The organism is Bacillus sp. FJAT-27445, from assembly GCF_001510665.1.
Taxonomy (GTDB): Bacteria; Bacillota; Bacilli; order Bacillales; family Cytobacillaceae; genus Bacillus_D.
This window is the reverse complement of sequence record NZ_LMTI01000007.1, coordinates 231,792-249,970: the sequence shown is the minus strand read 5'-3', so window position 1 is coordinate 249,970 and position 18,179 is coordinate 231,792. Positions and strand designations below refer to the sequence as shown.

Genomic DNA, 18,179 nt, shown 5'->3' with positions numbered 1-18,179 from the left:
AAATTAAAACGAGCCGAAAAAATGAAAATAAAAAGTAAATATGCTAATAATAGATTAGATACAGTATAAGAGGAGTGAGTTTATGTACAGAACAGTAAATGACTTTATGGCTGAGTGGTCCCGGGCAGCGAGTGGAACGATCAGCGTATTGGAGTCTTTAACAGATGAAAAATTGAACCAGGCAATTGTGGAAGGCCATAGTACACTCGGGTGGTTAGGCTGGCATTTGGCAACGAGCATTCCGTTCTTTGCCGGGCAGGTAGGCTTGAATGTATCGATTCCGGGCGATGTAAAATCAGTTCCTGACAAGGCAAGCGAGATTGTGGAAGCATATAAACAGGCAAGTGAGGAGTTGAAAAAAGAAGTAGAAACCAACTTGACCGACGAAAAAATAGTTGAAGCTGTTGAGTCACTTGGCCAGTTAATGCCAAGAGGTGCGACACTAAGACTGTTCATCGACCATCAGACCCACCATCGCGGACAAATGACCGTACTCCTTCGCCAAGCAGGATTAAAAGTGCCTGGCATCATGGGTCCAACTGTAGAAGAGCAAATGAAGTAAGTACATAACATATTTATTGTTTCTGGTTAAGGGACATGAGTGGGCTCTTATGTCCATCAACTGAGCCTACTATACATTCTGTATAAAACACGAACGTTTTATATCCAATAAAAGGTTATCTAATGCACATTAGGCTGTCCCATATAAAATCGTCATCCAACGATTTTTGGGACAGCCTTTTTATTTGAATTTCGACCGCTAAAGTCCAATTCTTTGAAGTTGGGATAGGTTACCACTCGTAAAACAGATAAGTGTCTGCTAGATAACATCCGCCTTTCTCGTATAGGGCAAGCAAGGGTTCTATACTAATAAAGCAATACGCACGAACGTGATAATTTCACATTCGTGCGTTTTAATTTCTGTTCCTTGGGCACTAACAATTATCACAACTTCTCATTTACAATTTCCCAAAAGTGATGGGCTGCTTTTGAACTTGGTTCATCTTTTAACTTTACAAAGACCGGTTCAACACTAAAATCCAATTGCTCCAGTTCGAACAGCATGGTGTGTTCTAAAAAAGGAGATACATAATCCATTCTTGGAATAATCGATAAGCCGATGCCTCTGCTTACAAGAGAGACAACCATTGAAATATCTTTCGACTCGATAATAACATTTGGCTTAATGCTACGTTCATCAAAAGCGTTAAGGATGTTTTCTGTGAAAGAATGTCCTTCCATCGCACCTAACAAAATTAATGGGTATTGGGAAATTTCCTCCAATGAGGCTCGCTCTGAAAATGACGCCGACCAACTTGATGGAACAATAACGGCGGCTGGCTGCTTTTTAAGTGTTTTTATACTATACTTTTCACTTTTGCCAGACCGTAACAGCAACGCAATATCGATTTGCCTTTGTTCCAGTTTTGTTAGTAATTCCTCCGAATTGCCTGTGAAAATTGTGATTTTCACATTTGGAAACTGGACTCTAAACGTGCTGACATAGTCAATTACCATATTCGAACATGCAGACGAAACACCTAATCGGACGGTTCCTGCTGTACCATGTTCAATATTTTCGATTCGCTGTTTCACATCTTCCATTTGAATCAACATTTGCTCGGCATATTGATATAAAATTTTCCCCGTTTCAGTAAGTTCCCATTTCTGGCGATACCGCTGGATTAGCGTGGTTCCCAGCTCCGTTTCAAGCTTTTTCAACAACTGGCTCAGCGGCGGCTGCGCCATGTGGAGGGCTTCTGCCGCTTTTGAAATACTGCCCTGTATTACAATTTCCTTAAAGTAGTATAGATGCCGAATATCCATTTCACAACCCCGTTATATAAATTTTAATATAAATAGTTTATCAAATATATATTATTAATATGTTGAATTCAATGTTATATTTATTTTTATGATTTTAGAAAAGAAGGATGTTAATACTCAAATGAATATTACGAAACGACTCGCCTTGTACTGCATTGGCTTATTTTTTTTGTCGCTAGGAGTTAGTTTTTCAATTCAAGCAGGGCTGGGCGTATCTCCAGTATCCTCGCTGCCTGTTGCCATTTCTCTTACGACTGGCATTTCCGTCGGTGCTACAACAGTACTTGCAAACGTTCTGTTTATTTTTGTTCAAGTTATTTTAAACAAACGTATAGAAATAAGAGAATATACAGTTCAATTAATTGTTGCGTTCTTGTTCGGTTTCTTTATGGATGTCACGCTATCCATCGTTCAACTTCTCCCCACACCTGAAACCATAGTTGTTCGTGTACTCTATTTACTCGTGAGTTTATTCGTTGTACCGGCCGGCTTGCTAGGTTATTTCAAAGCAAAACTTCCATTGATGCCATACGATGCGTTAACGTACGTGATAAGTGAACGGTTCAGTATGAAATTCAGCAAAGCAAAAATTACGAGTGACCTAATAAATGTTGTTGTGGCTGGATTGGTATGTCTAATTTTTATACAATCTTTAGGATCTATTGGAATTGGTACACTGATTGCTGCATATTTCAACGGAAAAATTCTTGGATGGATGCTTGCAAATTACCAACGAATCTTTCGGCAGTGGGTATATAAAAGTGAAAGTGAAGTTGAAGCATAGAATTGGTTTCTGATCGGTTACAAAAATAAAGAGAATATAAAAAAGGCATTGGGCTTCTTATGTAACTGGTACAACCATACATGTTGATGCTGGCTATACTAGCCGTTAAAATAAAAATTATTTAAAAAAGAAGACATCTTACTATAATCTATAGTGGTGTCTTCTTTTTTGAACACAAGCGCTGTAACTGCTGTATGCCATGGAGAAGATTACAACATTTATTAAAAGCAACTTTATTGAATGTGCGATCCCATTTCAGTAATATGGGCATTATATTGATTAAAAAAGGAGAATGATTAAAATGAGGAAGGCTTATGAGGCAAAGAGTGCAACAGTATCTGGCCCATATTCACATGCGGTAGATGCAGGAGAATTTGTTTATTTCTCAGGTCAAACAGCAATGAACTCAATTTCAGCGGAAAACCTGAAAGGGGATATTGGAAAACAAACAAAGCAGTGTTTCAAAAATTTATTTGAAGTATTAGAAGCAGCTGGCCTTACACCTGATGATGTGGTAAAAGTGAATGTATATTTAACGGATATGAATAATTTTGCTGCTATGAACGAAGTATATGAAACACAATTCACAAGCCCGTTTCCTGCCCGGACGTGTGTAGCTGTGTTAGCTTTGCCGTTAGATGCTGAAGTTGAAATCGAAATGATTGCCAAAAAAAGAAAATAAATAAAAAAGGAGGAGTGACTGTTTACGTAAAACATCACTCCTTTTTATTTTGTGATTTTAATGATTCATTTAATAATCGTTCAACATATACAAACCGCAGATGTGTTTAATTTTCGGTGATTTATAGGAAAAGGTAAAAATAATCAATTTCATATTGTTCAAATTGTACAAATGGTTGTTCATATCGGTGTTATTTTAAAATAATTTATGCAGTATAGATAGTGGCTGTTTGTTTATTTTGTTCAATCGACATAAAGACCTAACTAAAAAAGCTATGTATAATAAGTCTTGTTAAAAAAGAAACGTGTTCAAGGAGGATAAATTGCTTGGCCTAATTTTCTTTAGGAAACTGAAAATTATTTAACTGATTAGAGTACTGTTGGCTATAAAGGAGGAAAATTGACATTCCAAAGCAGCCTCTTGCCATAGAAAAATAATTTTACAGTAATTAGGTTAAACTTTTGCTAAATGGTCGAATTAAAAGGGTTTGAAAACGGGATACGATAAAAAAGGGGTATGAAATATGGCTACAACAATTGAAAGCTACGATACAAACGAGATTAAACATGTCGCGGGAGTGGATGAATCATTATATCCTAAAACCGATAAGGGAAGGACAGTCAGCGCGAAAGACTACATTTTCATGTGGATTGGTGACGGCGTTAATTTAGGTAATATGACGCTGGGGGCTAGTGTCATTGTCGCGGGTGTTGCCACATTAAACATCTTTCAAACAATTTTAGCAGCAATCATAGCAATTGCGATCATTTCAACTATTTTTGCATTGAATGATCGTCCCGGCTACAAATTAGGGATTCCATATGTTGTACAGCTTAGAATGTCCTTTGGGATTAAAGGGACTGTCATATCGTCACTTCTCCGTGGGATACCAGCCATCGTTTGGTACGGGATTCAAAGCTGGATCGGCGGAACTGCTTTAAATGAAATTGCCGTAATTGTTACAGGTGGAAGTTTTGATAACGTATTTGTTTGCTTTGTAGCGCTGCAATTATTTCAGATTGTGCTTTCATTATTCGGTTTCCATGCTATTAAATGGGTCGAGACTGTTGCATCTGTTGTTTTTATGGCAGCACTTGTTTATGTTTTCGGAATTCTTTTAACATCATATAGCACTGAGATTTCCCAAAACTGGGTTCAGGCAAAAGGCTCATGGGGCTTGCCGTTCTTCGGACTCATTATGGTCTTTTTAGGGAATTATGCAGGTATTTTTGTTAGTGCTGCAGACTATTCCAGAGAACTTAAAACTGGTTTGAGTGATGGAAAACGCGGAGCATTATACTTTTTGCCAATTACCTTATCATATGGTTTTGTTCTTGTAATTGGGGCGATGCTCGCTGCTGCAACTGGGGTAACGAACCCTGCACATGCACTCCCAATTGTAATCGATAATCCTTATATTTCAGTTTTTGTATCTGCCTTTATTGTAATTGCGGTAATTGCAACAAATATGGTTGCTAACATCATTCCGCCAACTTATGTCATTTCATTGCTGACAAAATTAAAGTATAAAGCATCTGTAACGGTAACAGGATTGCTTGCACTAGGTGCATTTCCTTGGTTGCTTATTCAGGAGTCCTCGTCTAAGGGTCTTAATATGTTCATTCTAATCTACTCCGCATTTTTAGGACCGGTTATTGCGATATTATTAATCGACTATTATATTTTAAGAAAGCAAAAAGTAAATACTGTAGAATTGTACAAGGAAGATGGCCCTTTTGCAGGGTTTAATCCAGCAAGCTTGATTGCAATGTTTATCGGTGCAGGCGCTGCTTTCGTAAAGGTTGAGCTAGCATGGATAATCGGTGTAGTAGTAGCAGGTATAGCTTATTATCTTCTATCGAAGTTCGCCTTTAAAGGCTCAAGCTTCAAAAAAGGGACGATTTTTGAGAAGTAAAACCATAAAAAATACTTTGCAGAGAATGCTCTGCAAAGTATTTTTTTGATTCCTACAATTTACACAACCCCATGATCGCTTGTATATAGGAATTAAAAGTTTGACTCAATTCGCCATTTATTACTGTGCAAGTTGCACTTGCGTTTGTTTGAAATGAATATAAGTGTAAAAATTTTATGCATAATATATAAAAATACATATTTGTTTTGTTTAATGGACCTAAAGAAGTGAAGCCAAATACTATTGTATAATAGTAATGCTGGTAATAAATAAAGAAAGGTTTTTCGACATGATTCGATGAACCCCATTGCATTTTTTTATTATGTACGCGAAACATAAGTTCAAGTAAAGGATGAACTTGAACAAAAAGCTTCGATGGTTAGTGGAGCTACCAAGGAGGGATTCATTTGAGTCATTTTGATAGAGAGCAATTAAAAGCTGCGGGATATAGTGAGGACATTTTGCCGACAAAACAAGAAGATAGGAAATGGAATATTGGAAATTTCTCAACTGTATGGATGGGGGCTGTCCATAACATTCCTAACTATATTACAATCGGTGGGCTTTTTGCCTTGGGATTGTCAGTTGGGCAGGTTTTTGCCGCCATTATGGTTGCCTCGCTAATAATAGCTGCAATGCTCGTTCTTAATGGCCATGCGGGCTCAAAGTATGGATTGCCATTTGCGATGCTGCTCCGTTTGTCCTTTGGAACGAAAGGTGCAATGATTCCAGGAGTATTAAGAGGAGTTATTGCGGCGATTATGTGGTTCGGTTTTCAGACCTACGCAGGAAGCCAAGCATTATCCATTTTAATAGGCAAACTTTGGCCGGCATATTTAACGTTAGGCGGAGATTGGAGCCTTTTAGGATTGTCATTGCCTGCACTACTTTCCTTTTTAATTTTTTGGTTATTGAATGTTGCCTTAATTTATGGAGGAATGGGGTTCTTAGGGAAATTTTCAAATATCCTTTCACCGCTTGTATACATAGTTTTTGGAGGAATGGCAATTTGGGCCATTAACTTAGCAGGTGGTATTGGACCAATATTAGCTTATACCGGCTCAGGGGTTACCGGAAATAAAATGATAATCTTCATCGCTTCAGTGACAGCGGTTATTGCTGCTTGGGCAACACTATTTGTAAATGTTTCAGATTTCACAAAGATGGCGAAGTCTACGAAGGACCAAGCAATCGGACAATCACTCGGTATTATTGTGGGGTATTTATTATTTGCGGTTGCAAGTATTTCGATTATTGTCGGATCTGAAATCGCTTTTGGAACTCCGATATGGAACGTGCTTGATGTAGTTGCCCGGTTCGAGGGAACATTTGCAATCGCTATTTCCGTTACTACGCTTTGCTTAACAACATTATCTGTTAACGTTACGGGTAATATTGTTCCTGCAGGTTACCAGTTAGCGTCCTTATTTCCAAAAAAAATTACCTTCAAATCCGGCGCAATGATTGCAGCTATTATTGGAATTCTCGTTATGCCATGGAAGTTGATGGAAAACTCAACGAGTATTTTCACCTTCTTAAATATTGTTGGCGGGATATTAGCTCCAGTAACTGGAGTTATGTTAGCCCAGTATTTTATCATTTCAAAAACCACTATTGACTTGAACGAACTATATGCAAAAAAAGGCAAATACAATTATATAAATGGTTTTAATGTGAATGCCATCATAACAATGATTATCGCCGGCATCCTTTGTTTGGGTGGTAATTTCATTCCATTTCTGAAGCCGCTTTACGACATGTCCTGGTTTGTCGGAATCATTTCAGCGTTTATTATTTATACAGTGATTGAATGGCGGCATTCTAAAGGAACTTTATTTGCAAAGACACCAAAATTAAATGATGAAAATAGTTAAATAAAGAAATGGCAAAACTAGTGATTGAAAAAATTCTTAATTGAATGAAAAAAATCTTGATTCTGAGAGGGGTATTTTACATGGCATTTGATTTGGTTATTAAAGGCGGAAATGTTGTATTACGGGATGGCGTTTATAATGTTGATATTGGAATAAAAGATGAAAAAATCTCCTGTATAGCGGAACAAATTACGGATGAGGCAAAAGAAGTAATCAATGCAAGTGGACAATATGTCATGCCGGGAATGATAGATACACATGTCCACATCAGCGAACCAGGCCGGACGGAATGGGAAGGCTTTGAAACAGGATCGAAAGCATTGGCAGCCGGCGGGACGACAAGTTATGTGGAAATGCCATTGAACGCACTCCCGGCAACAATCAATAAAGAGGCATTGAATCTTAAGCTTGAAGCGGCAAAAACGCAAAACTATGTTGATTATGCCTTCTATGGCGGACTTGTGCCAGATAATCTGGACAAGCTGGAAGAATTGGCTGATGCAGGTGTTCTTGCCATTAAATGCTTCATGTCTGATATCACAAGCGATATCCCTGGAGATTTCACAAATGTCGATGATTATACCTTGTATAAAGGGATGCAGAAATTAGCCGAATTGGATCAGCTGCTATGCATCCATGCGGAAAATCCTTCGGTTACATCTGGGCTTTCTAAAGAATTTGCTAAAGCAGGCAAGAATTCCGGAGTAGAATATGCTGAATCCCGCCCTGTTTTTACAGAAGTGGATGCCGTCCAACGCGCCATTCTTTTTGCAAAAGAAACTGGCTGTAAATTGCATTTAGTGCACATCAGTACATCAGAGGCTGTTCAAGTCATTCAAAAGGCCAAGCAGGAAGGTGTCGATGTTACGGTGGAATCCTGCCCGCATTATTTTGCCTTCACAGCCGAGGAAGTGGATGAAATCGGACCAAGAGCAAAGTGCCAGCCGCCAATCAGACCTGCAAAAATCCAGGCAAAACTATGGGATGAGCTGATGAATGGCACGATCGACTGGATTACTTCCGACCATTCGCCTTGTACTGAGGACTTAAAGCAAGGAAACCTTTGGGAAGCATGGGGCGGAATCAGTGGTGCACAGAACAACGTCGACCTTATGTTTGACCTCGCTGTGAAACAACGCGGACTCGCGGTCAATAAGTTCGTTGATTTGATTGCAACACATCCAGCTGAACGCTTTAACTTGCCTCATAAAGGTGAAATAGCCGTTTCAAAAGATGCGGATATTATTTTGGTGGATCCTAACCAATCTTATACTGTGAAAAGGGAAGACCTGTACTATAAAAATAAACACAGTGCGTATGAAGGCAGACAGATCGACTGCCGTGTAACGAAAACAATCGTTCGCGGGAATGTTGTTTTTGATTTGGAAAAAGGCATTGTTGGCAACCCTATAGGGAAGCTAATTTCTGCAAAATAATCAGTTATAAAAACGAAACAATTAACGCTTAGCCATTGTCCGCGATTGACAATGGCTAAGGGTTACTAAATGGCAGGAGGTATGAAACATGGCTACATACGAATTGATTATTAGAAACGGGAATATTGTCACAGCAGAGTCAATCGTTCAAGGGGATATCGCAATCAAAGATGGCAAGATTAAAGAAGTATCTGTAGGTAAACCTCTAGAGGCAACAGCAGATAAAGAAATTAACGCTGAAGGGCTTCATATCCTTCCTGGTTTAATTGACACACACGTCCATTTTAACGAACCGGGGAGAACCGAATGGGAAGGGCTCGAGACAGGGAGCAGAAGCCTGGCTGCAGGCGGTGCCACAACATTCTTTGATATGCCGTTGAATAGTACACCTCCGACAATTAACAAGGCGAATTTGGAGCTCAAAAGCTCAGCTGCCGCCGAAAAGTCGATTGTTAATCCGCGTTTCTGGGGTGGGCTAGTGCCAGAAAATATTGCCAATCTTAAGGAACTTCACGAAAATGGCGTCATTGGATTCAAGGCATTCATGTCACCAAGTGGGATAGCTGATTTCGATAATGTTGATGATGAAACACTCTACAAGGGCATGAAAGAAATTGCTTCCATTGGCTCTCTATTAGCTGTCCATGCGGAAAGTACGGTTATTTGTGCTCAGCTGGCAAAAGAAAAGCAAAGCCAGGGAAAAACAACCGCGAGGGATTTTGTTGAATCTAGGCCGATCATTTCTGAGATTGAAGCGGTTCGCCGAGTGATTTCCTATGCTGAAGCAACTGGATGTAAACTTCATATCGTCCATGCGAGCAGCCGGAAGGTCGTTCAGGTTATAAGGGAAGCTCAGCAAAGGGGCGTGGATGTAACAGTCGAAACATGCCCGCACTATCTATCTTTAACCGTTAAGGATTTAGAAGAAAAAGGAGCATTGGCGAAATGCGCTCCTCCGTTAAGGGATGAAGAAGAAGTAGAAGATCTTTGGGCGGCTGTAGCTAATGGTGAAATTACTGTCATCGGTTCCGACCATTCACCTGCACCAGCATCCATGAAGACCATTACTGACAACTATTTTGAGGGCTGGGGCGGAATCTCAGGTGCTCAGTCCATGTTGAATATTCTGTTGACTGAAGGACACTTCAAACGGAATCTTCCATTAGAAAAAATCGTTGAACTGACTGCAACAAATCCGGCAAAATTATTCGGGCTGACAACGAAAGGAACAATTTCCGAAGGCTACGATGCAGACTTGGCCATTGTTAACCTAAACGAAAGCTTTGAACTAAAAAATGAAGATTTGTTCTACCGCCATAAGCATTCACCTTACGTTGGCATGACATTTAAAGGTAAAGTCCAAACAACGATTGTCAATGGTGAAATTGTCTTTGATAACGGAAAAATCATTGTTGATGGAAAATCTGAAGTTAAAGCATAAGTAAAAAAACCAAAACCCGAGAGTATAAAGGGTTTTGGTTTTTTTATTGCTTAGCTATTGGAGGATCTCCTGCAGGCTTACACTTATTTTTCCTCATTGCTATCGTTTTCTTTTAGTATGGCGCCTATAATTAGAGCAACACGCATGCGCAATGAATCTACAGGGTCACGAAATGAACAGTTTAGCATTTCTTCCGTTTTCTCGATGCGGTATTTAACCGTATTTCTATGGATAAACAATTTCCTTGATGTCTCGGATATTTCACATTGGGAATCAAGGTAGACTTTTATTGTTTTAACTAACTCCTGTTCTTCTTTTGTCTTTGGATAAGCAAGAGACTTTAATGTGTTTTCGTATAGTGCTTTTAAATCCTTTTTAGGAACGGCGCTAAGTAATTCTTCAAGCTCCTTCGGCTTATAGAAATTTATGAATCCCAGCTTGTTCATTTCATATCCGGCCATTAATGCTTCTACGGCTTCGTGATAGGCAGTACGAATATCCTTAATTGAGAAGACTGGATTACTTACTCCGAAGGAAATGGAATAATCGCCCTGCAAATTGGTTTGACAATTATTTATAAAGCTGGTTAAAGTATTCAAATCCAATTCGCTAAATTTGGGGAATTGGAGAATCATCACAAAGTATTTTTCTTTTGTAAATAAAATTGCTTCTATATTATTGTGTATGATTTCGTCCTCGAGCTGATCGTAAATACTATTGTATAATTCTCCAACCTTTTTTTCATACAATTGTAATGATTCGTAATTTTGCCCTCTTTGATCAATGGTGCAAATCATGCAAATATTATCCATGTTTTCTTTCAATCCGTAATAATTCCCACGGCTTAAAATCTCTTCCTCAGAGCCAATCCTCATTTCAATTAATTCATCAAAGAAATTATTTTTTAATAATCTCGAATTTTCTTCGATAGCCTGTTCTTTGATGATTGTAAATGAAATAACGTTGCCAGCCTGTTCAATGGCCATTTGTGAAGAGGGATAGGGCAAGGTTAAAGAATCAAAGATAACCAACATACTGGGGTATAGCCGTTTTGTTTGCACTGGAAATGTAGAGATGGATTGATGGTCTTTTAGTGGGATCGTAAATGTCATGCCTTGCCGGGCAGAGACTAAATCTTCTTTTACCCTTTGAATGATTTCCCGTTCGACTGTTTTCATTGATTCCATTCCAAAATCATGGCTAGAGGCGATTTTTTCTCCTCTGTGATTTAATAAAAGAGTTGGTCGGGCCAAAAAATGGCCTAATTGTTCGATTAGTGCACTCATGCTGTATCCTTTTATCATCATTTTGGAAAACTCTTTTTGAACGTGGAGGGCATAATAAAGTTGCTCAGTTTCGTCATCATTTAAGTAATTCAAAATGTGGCGGGACACTTCCCCTAAAGTATGTTTTGTCGGTAAATCTATAATTGGAAAAGCCAAGTCATCGGCAAGCAATTTAACTTCAGTTGGTAATTCTTTCAAGAAACGATTAATTTTAATTACGATTCCTGAACAATTTAACGCATGCATTTGTTTAATCAACTCACACATTTGCTGAATATCGTCTTTAAAAGCATACCCGGTAGTGAGAAGTAAATGATTGCTGTCTAAAAATCGGATGATATCGGGTGTATCTGATATATTGACGAATTGAACATTTCGAGTAAGTCCTCTGTGGCCAGCCAGAACGACACTTTCTTTCATACCTTCTAAAATAAATAAATCGTTGATTGTTTTCATGGCTGTTCATCCCTCATTTACTTCCTATTAATTCGTGATTTTATGTAATAAACATACAAGTTGCAAGTGAATTTTGGCTACTTTGAACAATGACAGTAGTCCTATTGTATCTTACAATTATATATAAGGTAAACAAAATATTTATAGTAATTTCTTCAAGGGACTATTTTTAGTTAGGGGTGAATTGGTTGATTTATTCAATGCGAAGGAAAAATCATGATAAAAGCAGCTGGTCTGCCCGCGCTTCCAGTGATGAAATATATAAAATCATTAAAAGTAATCCTAATGGCTGTGTCCATAGTATTTTTAACAATAGTTTTAACTTAGCTTTTGAAAAATATTTAGTCCATGTTGGTCCCGTGGAAAAGGGGTTATCCCCATTCGGTATTGGCATGAATGGTAATGATGTGCAACAGCTTACCAGGCAGATAAGTAATAACGAGGATGTAGTATGGGATGTGTCATCAAATACCATTGTTTTTTCGAAAGGAGCTTCCATTTCGTTAGATCAGGCAAAATTGACAAATCATACGCTTCATGGTCATTTGTACCATCGCCAACATTTAAAAGAGAACTTTTTATTTGTTGCCGACAGGCTGCTTCAGGAGGAGTGGCGCACGGGCGTGGCGGAAACCAACGATGATAAAAGGATGATAATCAAGTATTTGCTAGACAATATGTTTGACCAAAAGGATAATCTGACTCTAAAGGAAATGGACAACCTAAAAAAGCTTGCCCATGGCGATCTAACGGTAATAGCCGAAAACGTATTTAATTATTGGATCGGAAGAGGCCTGGGGCTTACTCCAAGCGGGGACGATGTCATCACAGGGATTTGTGCCATCCTTTCTGCATTAAATGGAACAAATGATGCTTTTCAGCAGCAGTTGAAATCCTATTTAGTGGAAAACGGCAGGAAGAGGACAACGCATATTGCGTTAGAATACCTCTTATATGCAACCAAAAGTAAATTTCACTCGCATCTTATTCAGATGTGTTATGTCATGGATAAACCGCGTGGGCCAGAGTTTTTGGCTGCTCTTGAAGACATGAGAAAAATAGGCCATACATCAGGGGCAGATACTATAATAGGCATTTTGTTAGGAATAAAAGCCACTGTTGTTTAGAAAAGCTGCTTTATCTTAGACCCAAAAACGAGAAAAGGCCTGAGAATATCCTCTCAAGCCCTTTTTCATCGTCAAGGAAAAATTATTAAATTGAACCTTGTGGACATCACAAAATAAGTCTTTGCCTGTCGCGAAGGCGCTTGCGCACTTTGTTCTTAATTTAAGTGTAAATTTAAAAAAGCAATAACTTCATCAAACGCTTTTTGGACAATCGGGTTTTGCCACTCTTCATCAAAGACATGCTTGCCATTTGGGATTGTAATTAATTGGCTTTTCGCTCCAGCCTCGTTTAATGCTTCGGCCATTAATACTGATTGTTCAAATGGGACATCTTCATCCATTGTTCCATGGAGAAGAAGTGTGGGCGGAAAGTCCGCACTTACGAAATTTATAGGGCAAAACTGGGAAAGTTCTTCCTTTCCGAGTCCGGTAATTTTCTTAATCCAAACACCTGTTTGCCGACCATGCATATAGATTGCATATCGTTTTTGAATAGGGCCGACTGTAATTACTTCATCAGAAACCAGCATATTTGCGAGTTCTCCTGGTACGGTTGTCATCTCTTGATAGTGTGGGCTTGGTTTTAACGCCCAATCACCAGTAATATCCCCGTAGCCATAAAAAGAAACGATTGCTTTAGGCTTATTCTTCAATGGTCCAGTCATCAGGGCAAGATAGGCGCCAGCAGAACTTCCAATAACAGCTACCTTTTCTGGATTATAGTTAAATTGTTTGACACCATCATTCTCAACCCAAGAAAGAGCAGCGGCAATATCAGATAGTATTTCGGGTAGTTTCGTTTCTGGAGCAAGACGATAATCAATGGAAAATACATTAAAACCGGCGCGGTGATAAAATTCAATTTGTTCGTTTTTTATGTCTTCTCTCGATCCCCAAACGAGTCCACCACCATGGATAAAGATAATGACAGGACTTAACATTTGCGATGCTGGATAAAAATCTCCTTTTATCTCAAAATGTTTGTCTCTTTTGTAAATTATTGTTGTTGGTATCATGATGTTCACATTCTTTCCAATAAAGTTTTTTGCGTTAATAACTATATCATAAATAAATATAGTTACTAACTAATGTCTATTTTTGCTTAAAATAAAGCTAACTTTATCTTCCTCCCGCCGAGATATTCACACAGGGAAAAACCTTCCCTCTGAAATGGGGATAAATTCCTGTTAAAAAAGAAATTGGTCCTTTAAATAGGTGTGGAATTATGGGTTAATATAGTGGATATGCATCTTTTTTGAAAGAGCCAAAGTTTCTGTTTGATTATAAATTGTAAAACTGTTTATGAAACTGGTTATTTGGTGAAAGGGCTTGTTCATCCGTCATCCACAGGTGGTAAAAAGGACTATGAGTTTTTCTCTTAGTCCTTTTTTGCTAGACAGACTTAATATTTTGCAGAAAGGGGGGGTAATGCCCATGGAATTTAAAGTGAAAGATTTGTTGAAGCTTGCATCCTTAAAAGATGCCGTGATACTCAGCGGGACAAGCAATTTGAATAAAGTGATAACAGGGGCCACGATTATGGAAACATCCGATATTGCTGACTGGTTGAATGGCGGGGAATTAATTTTAACGAGTCTTTACCCCATCCGCGATTTTAATGATAGCCAACAAGAGCAATTTGTTATTCGATTGGCCGATAAGGGAGTGAGTGCCCTGTTGATTAAAAACGTGTCCGGGATTCCGGAGATAATTATTAGAGCGGGTGAAAAGAGTAGACTGCCGATTATCCAGCTGCCAAAAGAGGTGCCCTATATAGATGTAATGTACCCAGTCATAGGGGAGATAATGAATACTCAAGTAAAGAAGCTCCAATACTACAAAAAAATCCATGATCAGTTTACGGCATTATCTTTAGCCGACAAAGGCCCCGAAAAAATAATTGAGACATTGGAAGGGTTAATTGGGAATTCTGTTGCATTATTTGACCGTCACTTCCATTGTATTACATCAACCCAACCATCTCTGATGAGATTCGAGATTGTTGAAAAAATCCCTTATTATGATCAAACGGAGGAAATAAAGTTTCCGCACTACCGGCAAATTGTGAAATATCTAGAACTGGATGGACAAAAAGGCTATCAAATAGTTGTTCCAATTGAAACGGTTAACAATACCAAAACATACTTATTAATAAGTGAAATGAATAAACCTTTGGAAGAGCTCGATTTTATAGCTGTGGAAAATGCTGCAACCGCGCTCTCACTTGAACTAGTGAAACAATTTGCGGTAGCAGAGGTGGATAAGAGATTTAAAAATGATTTACTGGAAGAGTTAATTGAGGGGAAAAGTCGATCAACGGTCTTTTTCCAAAATGCCAATTTAATTGGCTGGGATATTGAAGGTTCGTTTGCGGCGGTTTTGTTCAAAATAAGCAAAAACAATGAACCGCTTTCCAAGAAACAGATTATACGTGGCGTATCAAATCGAAATGAGACATTGCTTTATGAGGCTATTCACCAACAGATGCCCAATTGTATTGTTGGCAGTAGAAGCGGCTTAGTCGTGGTACTTTGGAAAATAGATGAGGATGATAAAAATAATTATTTATGGCTGGATAAAATAAAAGAAACCGCAGCCAAAATTCAACAATTTCTAAAAAAACAAAACAATAAAATCGTTGTTCAAGTAGGCTTGGGGAGTTTAGCAAATCGAATAACGGATGTTGGGGAAAGCTATAAAAAGGCTCAAGAAGCGCTGGAACTTGGCGAGCTTTTAAATGGAAAGGAAGCCATTACAGCGTATTCTGAATTAGGGATATATAGGCTTCTTTGCGAATTTGAAGATCCAGCCCTATTAAATACATTTATTCCGCCTTCTCTCAACAAGTTACTGAGTTACCCGCAGTCTAATAAAAATGATTTGTTGGAAACATTAAAAATCTTTTTAGAGTGTAACCAAAATGCTACTAAAGTATCTCAAGTTCTCTTTATACACCATAAAACCGCTGTCTATCGTCTTGAAAGAATTAAGGAAATAACTGGAATGAATTTTGATGATTCTGAGGAGATGTTATCTGTTCAAGTAGGACTTAAAATTATCGATCTCCTTGAACGAAAAAATATGTATAAAGAATGAATTCGCCACAACTCGTTCCTGCCTAACGATTTGATTCGGAATTATAAAGACACAATTTAATGGACAGAAAGATTAAATGGTAAGCTAGCAAAAGCTTACTATTTTTTTGTCAACAGGAAATTATAAAATGGAACATTATGGATAATTTAAATCAAGTTATCTTAACGCTTATGCATTTCGTGGTTCCCTTCTGAGGGCAGGCCCGTTTTTCGGGATCTTATCTTTGCAGGTCAGGGCAGACCACTAAGGAAAGCTCCTTTGAATAATCATCGAAGGGACAAGCGATTTTTGCCTGTCGCGAAGGTGCTTGCGCATTTTGTTCTTCATTTTCCAGGCTAGTGGATAAACTTGGTGCTCCATTCGCATCTTAAGTCTATGGAACATCGCTGTATCATCGTTTCATTATGTTATTGTTTGTTTATTATATTGTTCATAGTGCACTAAAATTTATGGTGTTTTTGTCCACTTTGTAAATTGAAAGAAACATGAGAAAGTTGTACATTATTATTTGTGAACAAACAGTTATTTTGAAAAAGTAATTGTTTTAACAATTTCTAACCATCGGTTGAGGTGAAGAAAACCCCCACCGAATGAAGATTCACTTTATTTTATTAAAAAGGAGGAGAGCAGGAATTGGAATTACCTGTGAATATATTGATGTGGGTAATGGCGGTATTACCTATAGCGGTACTTATATTACTAATGGTTAAATTCCAGTGGGGAGCTGCCGAAGCGGCACCAATTGGACTATTAACGGCATTTATCATTTCCATCGTTTTTTATAAATCCGATCTTGAGTTGATTGGATTGGAAAGTGCAAAAGGGATATGGACTTCTCTAACAGTAATCGCTATTATTTTGCCTGCGATTCTGATATATGAGGTAACCACTGAGGCTAACGCATTCGATTCTATCCGGAATGGATTAAAAAAGTTTACTTCAAATGAACTACTTCAAATTATCGCTATCGGTTGGGTATTTGCTAGCTTTTTACAAGGAATCACTGGTTTTGGTGTACCAATCGCAGTTTGTGCTCCATTATTAGTCGGACTTGGAGTAAGGCCACTATGGGCTGTGGTCATTGCTTTGTTAGGACAGGCCTGGGGGAATACGTTTGGAACTCTGGCAGTAGCTTGGGATGCGCTAGTTGCCCAAACAGGTATTCAGGGCTCCACTCTAGTAGAAGCTGCTATCTGGGCTTCTCTATTCATTTGGATTATCAATATTGCTACGGGAATTATCATTTGCTGGGCCTATGGCCGCATGGAGGCTGTAAAAAAAGGTCTGCCGGCAGTCGTGATCATATCGTTCATCCAAGGTGGAGGACAAATGGTTTTATCACAGGCAAACCCTTCATTAGCAGCATTTATTCCGTCATTGCTGTCACTCGTTGCTATTCTTTTCATTGGCAAACTTAAAATGTACAGAAATTCGTGGAGCATTCAGGGTAGTAAAATGATGCTTCGCCAAGAAGAGGAAAATAAGCAGCAATTCGAAACGAAGGAAGAAGGATTACTTACGATGAATCAAGCCTTTTTTCCTTTCTACGTATTAACCGTTATTACTTTGCTCGTTTTACTGATCAATCCACTAAAAAACTTTCTGAATCAGTGGCAGTTAGGCCTTAGCTATCCTGAAACATCGACCGGATATGGTGTGGTGAATCATGCTTATGATCTATATTCACCTGTTATGCCATTAACGAATTCGGGGTTATTCCTGCTTCTTGCCGCAATCATGGGTTTTGTCTATTTCAAGAGTAAAGGGAAAATTGAAAAAGGCGGAGGAGTTCGGGCTATCAGGAGAACAATTGAAAAATCGATACCTTCTACGATTGCTGTAATCGGACTGATAATAATGTCCAAGATCATGGGTGGATCTGGTCAAACAAATGAACTTGCCATGGGAACCGCGGGAGTTATGGGCCAGACTTACGTAATGTTGGCACCAGCTATTGGCGTTCTTGGATCATTTATGACTTCAAGTAATATGTCCTCTAATATTTTATTAGGTGGGTTCCAACAAGCGACTTCCCAGTTATTGCATATAAATGAAGCTGCAATATTGGGGTCTCATACAGGGGGTGGAGCGCTTGGTTCTGTTCTATCTCCAAGTAAAATCATCCTTGGGACAACAACAGCTGGAATTCTTGGCCAAGAAGGTCTTGTCTTAAAAAAGATATTGCCTGTTGTCATCACCATCGCTATTTTGATGGGGTTAATACTAACAATTGCTACACAGTTTATTTAGAGTGA

The 18,179-nt window shown here is 38.6% G+C and carries 13 protein-coding genes; 10 read left to right on the top strand and 3 right to left on the bottom strand.

The features are described 5' to 3' along the window. The first annotated feature begins 82 nt into the window (after positions 1 to 82). Positions 83 to 562, top strand: coding sequence for a DinB family protein (locus AR337_RS20535; RefSeq protein WP_059173905.1), 480 nt, complete (start codon positions 83 to 85; stop codon positions 560 to 562). Positions 563 to 945: 383 nt separating this feature from the next. On the opposite strand, the gene AR337_RS20530 is transcribed toward AR337_RS20535, so the two are convergent. After that, positions 946 to 1,827 (bottom strand): LysR family transcriptional regulator, encoded by an 882-nt coding sequence (locus tag AR337_RS20530; protein ID WP_059173904.1) that lies wholly within the window; start codon positions 1,825 to 1,827, stop codon positions 946 to 948. A 121-nt stretch (positions 1,828 to 1,948) separates the two neighbouring features. Between AR337_RS20530 and AR337_RS20525 the strand changes: the two genes are divergently transcribed. From AR337_RS20525 to AR337_RS20500, 6 genes are all read left to right on the top strand, one after another. Continuing rightward, positions 1,949 to 2,611, top strand: a complete 663-nt coding sequence (locus tag AR337_RS20525; RefSeq protein WP_059173903.1) for a YitT family protein — start codon at positions 1,949 to 1,951, stop codon at positions 2,609 to 2,611. Between the two features lie 301 nt (positions 2,612 to 2,912). Next, a complete protein-coding gene (locus tag AR337_RS20520) occupies positions 2,913 to 3,293 on the top strand; it encodes a RidA family protein (RefSeq protein WP_059173902.1) in 381 nt (126 codons plus the stop codon). Between the two features lie 523 nt (positions 3,294 to 3,816). Further along, entirely contained in the window at positions 3,817 to 5,208 is a 1,392-nt protein-coding gene (locus AR337_RS20515; RefSeq protein WP_059173901.1) for an NCS1 family transporter, read from the top strand. Positions 5,209 to 5,615: 407 nt separating this feature from the next. Further along, positions 5,616 to 7,082 (top strand): NCS1 family nucleobase:cation symporter, encoded by a 1,467-nt coding sequence (gene ncs1, locus AR337_RS20510; RefSeq protein ID WP_059173900.1) that lies wholly within the window; start codon positions 5,616 to 5,618, stop codon positions 7,080 to 7,082. A gap of 80 nt (positions 7,083 to 7,162) precedes the next feature. Beyond that, positions 7,163 to 8,518: an allantoinase AllB gene (gene allB / locus AR337_RS20505; RefSeq protein WP_059173899.1), complete on the top strand. Its 1,356-nt coding sequence runs from the start codon at positions 7,163 to 7,165 to the stop codon at positions 8,516 to 8,518. A gap of 88 nt (positions 8,519 to 8,606) precedes the next feature. Beyond that, entirely contained in the window at positions 8,607 to 9,959 is a 1,353-nt protein-coding gene (locus tag AR337_RS20500) for an allantoinase (RefSeq protein WP_059173898.1), read from the top strand. 83 nt (positions 9,960 to 10,042) lie between these two features. On the opposite strand, the gene AR337_RS20495 is transcribed toward AR337_RS20500, so the two are convergent. Continuing rightward, complete coding sequence (locus AR337_RS20495; RefSeq protein WP_059173897.1) at positions 10,043 to 11,701, bottom strand: PucR family transcriptional regulator; 1,659 nt, start codon at positions 11,699 to 11,701, stop codon at positions 10,043 to 10,045. Positions 11,702 to 11,889: 188 nt separating this feature from the next. Between AR337_RS20495 and AR337_RS20490 the strand changes: the two genes are divergently transcribed. Then, positions 11,890 to 12,828 carry a DUF2877 domain-containing protein gene (locus AR337_RS20490; RefSeq protein ID WP_059173896.1) on the top strand — a complete coding sequence of 313 codons (939 nt, stop codon included), beginning with the start codon at positions 11,890 to 11,892 and terminating at the stop codon, positions 12,826 to 12,828. A gap of 155 nt (positions 12,829 to 12,983) precedes the next feature. Here the strand turns inward: AR337_RS20490 and AR337_RS20485 are convergent, their stop codons facing one another. Beyond that, positions 12,984 to 13,844 carry an alpha/beta hydrolase gene (locus AR337_RS20485; RefSeq protein WP_059173895.1) on the bottom strand — a complete coding sequence of 287 codons (861 nt, stop codon included), beginning with the start codon at positions 13,842 to 13,844 and terminating at the stop codon, positions 12,984 to 12,986. 418 nt (positions 13,845 to 14,262) lie between these two features. Between AR337_RS20485 and AR337_RS20480 the strand changes: the two genes are divergently transcribed. Both AR337_RS20480 and AR337_RS20475 read left to right on the top strand, forming a co-directional pair. Next, on the top strand, positions 14,263 to 15,924 hold the full coding sequence (locus tag AR337_RS20480) for a PucR family transcriptional regulator (protein WP_059173949.1): 1,662 nt from the start codon (positions 14,263 to 14,265) through the stop codon (positions 15,922 to 15,924). A 633-nt stretch (positions 15,925 to 16,557) separates the two neighbouring features. Beyond that, positions 16,558 to 18,174 carry an L-lactate permease gene (locus AR337_RS20475; protein ID WP_059173894.1) on the top strand — a complete coding sequence of 539 codons (1,617 nt, stop codon included), beginning with the start codon at positions 16,558 to 16,560 and terminating at the stop codon, positions 18,172 to 18,174. The last annotated feature ends 5 nt before the right edge of the window (positions 18,175 to 18,179 follow it).

Excerpts from the sequence above, each read along its gene's own strand:
- allB (WP_059173899.1), top strand. The coding sequence starts at position 7,163 with ATGGCATTTGATTTGGTTATTAAAGGCGGAAATGTTGTATTACGGGAT.
- AR337_RS20535 (WP_059173905.1), top strand. The coding sequence starts at position 83 with ATGTACAGAACAGTAAATGACTTTATGGCTGAGTGGTCCCGGGCAGCG.
- AR337_RS20515 (WP_059173901.1), top strand. The coding sequence starts at position 3,817 with ATGGCTACAACAATTGAAAGCTACGATACAAACGAGATTAAACATGTC.
- AR337_RS20530 (WP_059173904.1), bottom strand. The coding sequence starts at position 1,827 with ATGGATATTCGGCATCTATACTACTTTAAGGAAATTGTAATACAGGGC.
- AR337_RS20485 (WP_059173895.1), bottom strand. The coding sequence starts at position 13,844 with ATGATACCAACAACAATAATTTACAAAAGAGACAAACATTTTGAGATA.
- AR337_RS20480 (WP_059173949.1), top strand. The coding sequence starts at position 14,263 with ATGGAATTTAAAGTGAAAGATTTGTTGAAGCTTGCATCCTTAAAAGAT.
- AR337_RS20495 (WP_059173897.1), bottom strand. The coding sequence starts at position 11,701 with ATGAAAACAATCAACGATTTATTTATTTTAGAAGGTATGAAAGAAAGT.
- AR337_RS20520 (WP_059173902.1), top strand. The coding sequence starts at position 2,913 with ATGAGGAAGGCTTATGAGGCAAAGAGTGCAACAGTATCTGGCCCATAT.
- AR337_RS20525 (WP_059173903.1), top strand. The coding sequence starts at position 1,949 with ATGAATATTACGAAACGACTCGCCTTGTACTGCATTGGCTTATTTTTT.
- AR337_RS20500 (WP_059173898.1), top strand. The coding sequence starts at position 8,607 with ATGGCTACATACGAATTGATTATTAGAAACGGGAATATTGTCACAGCA.